The organism is Gillisella terrae, assembly GCF_004801395.1.
GTDB lineage: Bacteria > Pseudomonadota > Alphaproteobacteria > Rhizobiales > Rhizobiaceae > Allorhizobium > Allorhizobium terrae.
Map to the genome: position 1 here is coordinate 1 of NZ_SSOA01000034.1, position 4,993 is coordinate 4,993.

Consider the following 4,993-nt stretch of genomic DNA (forward strand, 5'->3'; position numbering starts at 1 on the left):
GGGCACCGAGGGTTATAGCCCAGATGGCGGTGCTTGCGAGGATTGTCAGGACGATCCAGAGGGGGCGTTTTGGGTATTGGGCTTCGTCTGGGAGCTGCGGGGGCAGGAAGCTGTCGAGGTAGAGGAGCTGCTGTTTGCTGACGAACTGGATTTGTTCGAAGGATTTGACGGCGGCTGCGAACTGTTGTTGGGCGAGGCTTTGGGCCAGTTGCAGCTGGGAGAGGTCTTGCGAGATGGAGGCGAGGTTTTTGGTTTCGCTCTGCTGACCGGCGAGGCGTTGTTTGAGCTCATCGAGCTGGCTTTGCTTGCTGTCGATTTCGCGTTGAAGCACGCGCATTTAACATTCCGCCTGGGGAGTACGGTCGCAAGATTAAAACTCAAAGGAATTGACGGGGGCCCGCACAAGCGGTGGAGCATGTGGTTTAATTCGAAGCAACGCGCAGAACCTTACCAGCTCTTGACATCCCATGACCGGTAGAGAGATTTACCTTTCCCTTCGGGGACATGGAGACAGGTGCTGCATGGCTGTCGTCAGCTCGTGTCGTGAGATGTTGGGTTAAGTCCCGCAACGAGCGCAACCCTCGCCCTTAGTTGCCAGCATTCGGTTGGGCACTCTAAGGGGACTGCCGGTGATATCACCGGCAGTCCCCTTAGAGTGCCCAACCGAATGCTGGCAACTAAGGGCGAGGGTTGCGCTCGTTGCGGGACTTAACCCAACATCTCACGACACGAGCTGACGACAGCCATGCAGCACCTGTCTCTACGTCCCCGAAGGGAAAACTACATCTCTGTAGCGGGCGTAGGATGTCAAGAGCTGGTAAGGTTCTGCGCGTTGCTTCGAATTAAACCACATGCTCCACCGCTTGTGCGGGCCCCCGTCAATTCCTTTGAGTTTTAATCTTGCGACCGTACTCCCCAGGCGGAATGTTTTCCCTATCAGAGCCGTGGAAGACGACCACGTTGATAGGACGGGTGTGGAAGTGCAGCAATGCATGAAGCTTACCGTTACTAATAGCTCGATCGGCTTAATTGTTCTCATTGATTATGCTCATCAAAGATGAGCCATCTCTTCTGACAAAACAGAAGACAAGACGTGTTACAAAATCCAGCTTCTCATCAACATTGCCCTTAGCCGACCTGGTGGTCATGGCGGGGTGGCTGCACCCGTTCCCATTCCGAACACGGCCGTGAAACGCCCCTGCGCCAATGGTACTTCGTTTATTGTTATCTGACGTTGGGCGGAAGCCCGGTCGTTTATTTGTTTTGTCCGTTCTCGGAAGCGATGCTTCCTGTGATCGGACGGGGCTGCTCCACCCCGCGTTATGCTTGAATGCAAAAGGGCCGCGAATGCGACCCATGATGACTTCGGCAGGGCCGATGTTTGTGTGAGAAGATTGTTTTGATGTGTTTGTATCAACGATTGCCTTTAGCAGACCTGGCAGCGACCTACTCTCCCGCGTCTTAAGACGAAGTACCATTGGCGCAGGGGCGTTTCACGGTTCCAATCCGTGATCCTCTCCATAACGGGTGGATCATCTCAAGAATCCAAAAGTGGGCTGCTGGCAACAACAATATCGCGCCAAACATGCAGCTCCATATGCGATTCGCCTGCCCACAAGGGGGAGATCGACAAAAAGCAACCCTATTGCTCAACAGCATACGTCCTACTGCATAATTCCTTAAATCCTAATCGATTTAAGGTGAAAATTATGCAGCATATTTAAAGTGTTACAGCGTCCTTTGTGCGTTTTATAAAACGCACAAAGGTCTGTTGGAGCGTGAGCGAGGCGGCTTCATGCAGGATAGGCTGATTTTCCTTCAGTCGAAGCGCGTAATGGCCCTGTTTGTCAAGGATCGCCAGCGCCATCTCGTCATGGGCATGCAGGGCGTCCGCTGTCACGGTTGCGCCCTTCAGGCTGATCATGTCGATCAGATAGAGCACGGCGTCGCGTTCATTCCCCCCAACCACCGGCAGGTTGGCCAATGTCATTCGCGTTTGTGCGGCAAAGGCCGATACCATCATCTGTTGGAGCGTGAGCGAGGCGGCTTCATGCAGGATAGGCTGATTTTCCTTCAGTCGAAGCGCGTAATGGCCCTGTTTGTCAAGGATCGCCAGCGCCATCTCGTCATGGGCATGCAGGGCGTCCGCCGTCACGGTTGCGCCCTTCAGGCTGATCATGTCGATCAGATAGAGCACGGCGTCGCGTTCATTCCCCCCAACCACCGGCAGGTTGGCCAATGTCATTCGCGTTTGTGCGGCAAAGGCCGATACCATCAACACTGCGGTCATGGAATGCGTTGCCATCCATGGTGCCATTGATACATTGATTGCCTCGGCTGGCATGATTATCCCCGGCAATTTTGCCGATCAAAGCGGTGCGGATTTTGATGTGCAGATCCATACAAATCTGATTGGAGTGAGCAATGCCATCCGGGCGGTCTACCCATCGATGATCGCAGCCGGGCGCGGCACGATCACGATCATTTCATCGGGTGCAGCCTTGCTGGGCATTCCGGGCTATACGGCCTATTTTTGAGCACGTCTCTTCACGCGGTTAAACTTTAATAGAACTGTAATAGATCTGTGCCAATCCTGAAAAAATATCGTCTGGTGGGCCTTATGCTGTCGGGTGCGCACGTGTGCCGTGTTGGTGCAGGCGCGGCATCCGCAGCAGGTGTAAAACCCGGCATTGAAACGATCTGGACCTTGCCGGTTCGTCAGAAATATGATTTGACAATCGCGGAAACGACGGGGACTTTTATAATTGAAACAAGCGATTGTCATTTTCGTCGGCTCTGCCTTTTTCGCTTGTCAGCGTGATGCGGCCAATCGCCTTCAGGCCCGGGAAGCACGTTTCCAGTCGTTCGGCAGCAACCACACTCGCCGTGCGGGTCATGATTTCGCCCTTGCGCCCTTCAGGCTGATCATGTCGATCAGATAGAGCACGGCGTCGCGTTCATTCCCCCCAACCACCGGCAGGTTGGCCAATGTCATTCGCGTTTGTGCGGCAAAGGCCGATACCATCATGGCTGGAGTGATTAGTCTAGATTGAATTCTCAACTTGAGAGTTTGATCCTGGCTCAGAACGAACGCTGGCGGCAGGCTTAACACATGCAAGTCGAACGCATCCTTCGGGGTGAGTGGCAGACGGGTGAGTAACGCGTGGGAATCTACCGTACCCTACGGAATAGCTCTGGGAAACTGGAAGTAATACCGTATACGCCCGTAAGGGGAAAGATTTATCGGGGTATGATGAGCCCGCGTTGCGTTCGACTTGCATGTGTTAAGCCTGCCGCCAGCGTTCGTTCTGAGCCAGGATCAAACTCTCAAGTTGAGAATTCAATCTAGACTAATCACTGTATGTTCTGAATCGACGAGAACTCACTCGATCAAACCAAACATCATCAAACCGCATCACTGCAATCCAACAACAGTTCAATCTGGTGTTCTCATATCAAAACGTGACCGTCATTGTCTTCTATCAGCCTGCATGTTTGGCGCGATATTGTTGTTGCCAGCAGCCCACTTTTGGATTCTTGAGATGATCCACCCGTTATGGAGAGGATCACGGATTGGAACGGTTTATCGAGTGTTTTGGGGATATAGAGGATCCACGGGCAGCGAATGCGCGGCATGACCTCTATGAGCTTCTGTTCATTGCACTTCTGGCAAGTCTCTGTGGTGCGCAGAGCGCGATATTGTTGTTGCCAGCAGCCCACTTTTGGATTCTTGAGATGATCCACCCGTTATGGAGAGGATCACGGATGGAACGGTTTATCGAGTGTTTTGGGGATATAGAGGATCCACGGGCAGCGAATGCGCGGCATGACCTCTATGAGCTTCTGTTCATTGCACTTCTGGCAAGTCTCTGTGGTGCGCAGACATGTGAGGAAAATCCTAATCGATTTAAGGTGAAAATTATGCAGCATATTTAAAGTGTTACAGCGTCCTTTGTGCGTTTTATAAAACGCACAAAGGACGCTGTATGTGTCGGAAATCACAGGTTCATTGTTAAAAACCAGCGGGAGCGCCTATGCGATCTCCCTCCTTGTGGGGGAGATGGCTGGGGGCCGATGTTTGTGTGAGAAGATTGTTTTGATGTGTTTGTATCAACGATTGCCTTTAGCAGACCTGGCAGCGACCTACTCTCCCGCGTCTTAAGACGAAGTACCATTGGCGCAGGGGCGTTTCACGGCCGTGTTCGGAATGGGAACGGGTGCAGCCACCCCGCCATGCGTTACTCACCCGTCTGCCACTCCCCTTGCGGGGCGTTCGACTTGCATGTGTTAAGCCTGCCGCCAGCGTTCGTTCTGAGCCAGGATCAAACTCTCAAGTTGAGAATTCAATCTAGACTAATCACTGTATGTTCTGAATCGACGAGAACTCACTCGATCATTTGATCGAGTGAGTTCTCGTCGATTCAGAACATAGTGATTAGTCTAGATTGAATTCTCAACTTGAGAGTTTGATCCTGGCTCAGAACGAACGCTGGCGGCAGGCTTAACACATGCAAGTCGAACGCATCCTTCGGGGTGAGTGGCAGACGGGTGAGTAACTGATCGAGTGAGTTCTCGTCGATTCAGAACATACAGTGATTAGTCTAGATTGAATTCTCAACTTGAGAGTTTGATCCTGGCTCAGAACGAACGCTGGCGGCAGGCTTAACACATGCAAGTCGAACGCATCCTTCGGGGTGAGTGGCAGACGGGTGAGTAACCTCGATAAACCGTTCCAATCCGTGATCCTCTCCATAACGGGTGGATCATCTCAAGAATCCAAAAGTGGGCTGCTGGCAACAACAATATCGCGCCAAACATGCAGCTCCATATGCGATTCGCCTGCCCACAAGGGGGAGGATCACGGATTGGAACGGTTTATCGAGTGTTTTGGGGATATAGTGGATCGACGGGCAGCGGATGCGCGGCATGACCTCTATGAGCTTCTGTTCATTGCACTTCTGGCAAGTCTCTGTGGTGCGCAGACATGTGAGGA

General features: G+C 52.5%; 4 protein-coding genes, 2 rRNA genes, 4 pseudogenes and 3 other annotated features. Of the genes and pseudogenes, 5 read left to right on the forward strand and 5 right to left on the reverse strand.

From position 1 onward, the window contains the following. Positions 1-337, reverse strand: a pseudogene (locus tag E6C51_RS20100) (capsule biosynthesis protein); the annotation flags it as partial. Positions 338-351: 14 nt separating this feature from the next. Beyond that, positions 352-917 (forward strand) — a sequence feature (most likely nonfunctional fraction of RNA operon). Positions 918-1,136: 219 nt separating this feature from the next. Between E6C51_RS20100 and rrf (E6C51_RS20025) the strand changes: the two are divergent. Next, positions 1,137-1,251: ribosomal RNA gene (gene rrf / locus E6C51_RS20025) — 5S ribosomal RNA — on the forward strand. Between the two features lie 469 nt (positions 1,252-1,720). Here the strand turns inward: rrf (E6C51_RS20025) and E6C51_RS20030 are convergent. Then, entirely contained in the window at positions 1,721-2,290 is a 570-nt protein-coding gene (locus E6C51_RS20030; RefSeq protein WP_230987511.1) for an ISAs1 family transposase, read from the reverse strand. Between E6C51_RS20030 and E6C51_RS20035 the strand changes: the two genes are divergently transcribed. Continuing rightward, positions 2,289-2,537, forward strand: coding sequence for an SDR family NAD(P)-dependent oxidoreductase (locus E6C51_RS20035; protein ID WP_230987514.1), 249 nt, complete (start codon positions 2,289-2,291; stop codon positions 2,535-2,537). The two genes, E6C51_RS20030 and E6C51_RS20035, sit on opposite strands and share 2 nt — an antisense overlap. 222 nt (positions 2,538-2,759) lie before the next feature. Here the strand turns inward: E6C51_RS20035 and E6C51_RS20040 are convergent, their stop codons facing one another. Together E6C51_RS20040 and E6C51_RS20240 are read right to left on the reverse strand one after the other, a co-directional pair. Further along, positions 2,760-2,897, reverse strand: coding sequence for a hypothetical protein (locus tag E6C51_RS20040; protein ID WP_190237309.1), 138 nt, complete (start codon positions 2,895-2,897; stop codon positions 2,760-2,762). After that, positions 2,894-3,028 carry a hypothetical protein gene (locus tag E6C51_RS20240; RefSeq protein WP_269141835.1) on the reverse strand — a complete coding sequence of 45 codons (135 nt, stop codon included), beginning with the start codon at positions 3,026-3,028 and terminating at the stop codon, positions 2,894-2,896. The genes E6C51_RS20040 and E6C51_RS20240 overlap by 4 nt, the downstream gene beginning before the upstream one ends. Before the next feature lie 82 nt (positions 3,029-3,110). Further along, positions 3,111-3,345 (forward strand) — a sequence feature (16S ribosomal RNA rRNA prediction is too short). Positions 3,346-3,573: 228 nt separating this feature from the next. On the opposite strand from E6C51_RS20240, the pseudogene E6C51_RS20190 reads away from it, so the two are divergent. Further along, a pseudogene (locus tag E6C51_RS20190) lies at positions 3,574-3,726 on the forward strand (transposase family protein); the annotation flags it as partial. Between the two features lie 39 nt (positions 3,727-3,765). Next, a pseudogene (locus E6C51_RS20195) lies at positions 3,766-3,894 on the forward strand (transposase family protein); the annotation flags it as partial. 237 nt (positions 3,895-4,131) lie between these two features. Here E6C51_RS20195 and rrf (E6C51_RS20050) read toward each other — a convergent pair. Further along, a 5S ribosomal RNA gene (rrf, locus tag E6C51_RS20050) occupies positions 4,132-4,245 on the reverse strand. A 370-nt stretch (positions 4,246-4,615) separates the two neighbouring features. Further along, positions 4,616-4,993: a sequence feature (mutual gap in cmsearch alignment for this rRNA model is longer than 100), on the forward strand. Between rrf (E6C51_RS20050) and E6C51_RS20200 the strand changes: the two are divergent. Then, positions 4,866-4,993, forward strand: a pseudogene (locus E6C51_RS20200) (ISAs1 family transposase); the annotation flags it as partial. Its footprint overlaps the feature before it by 128 nt.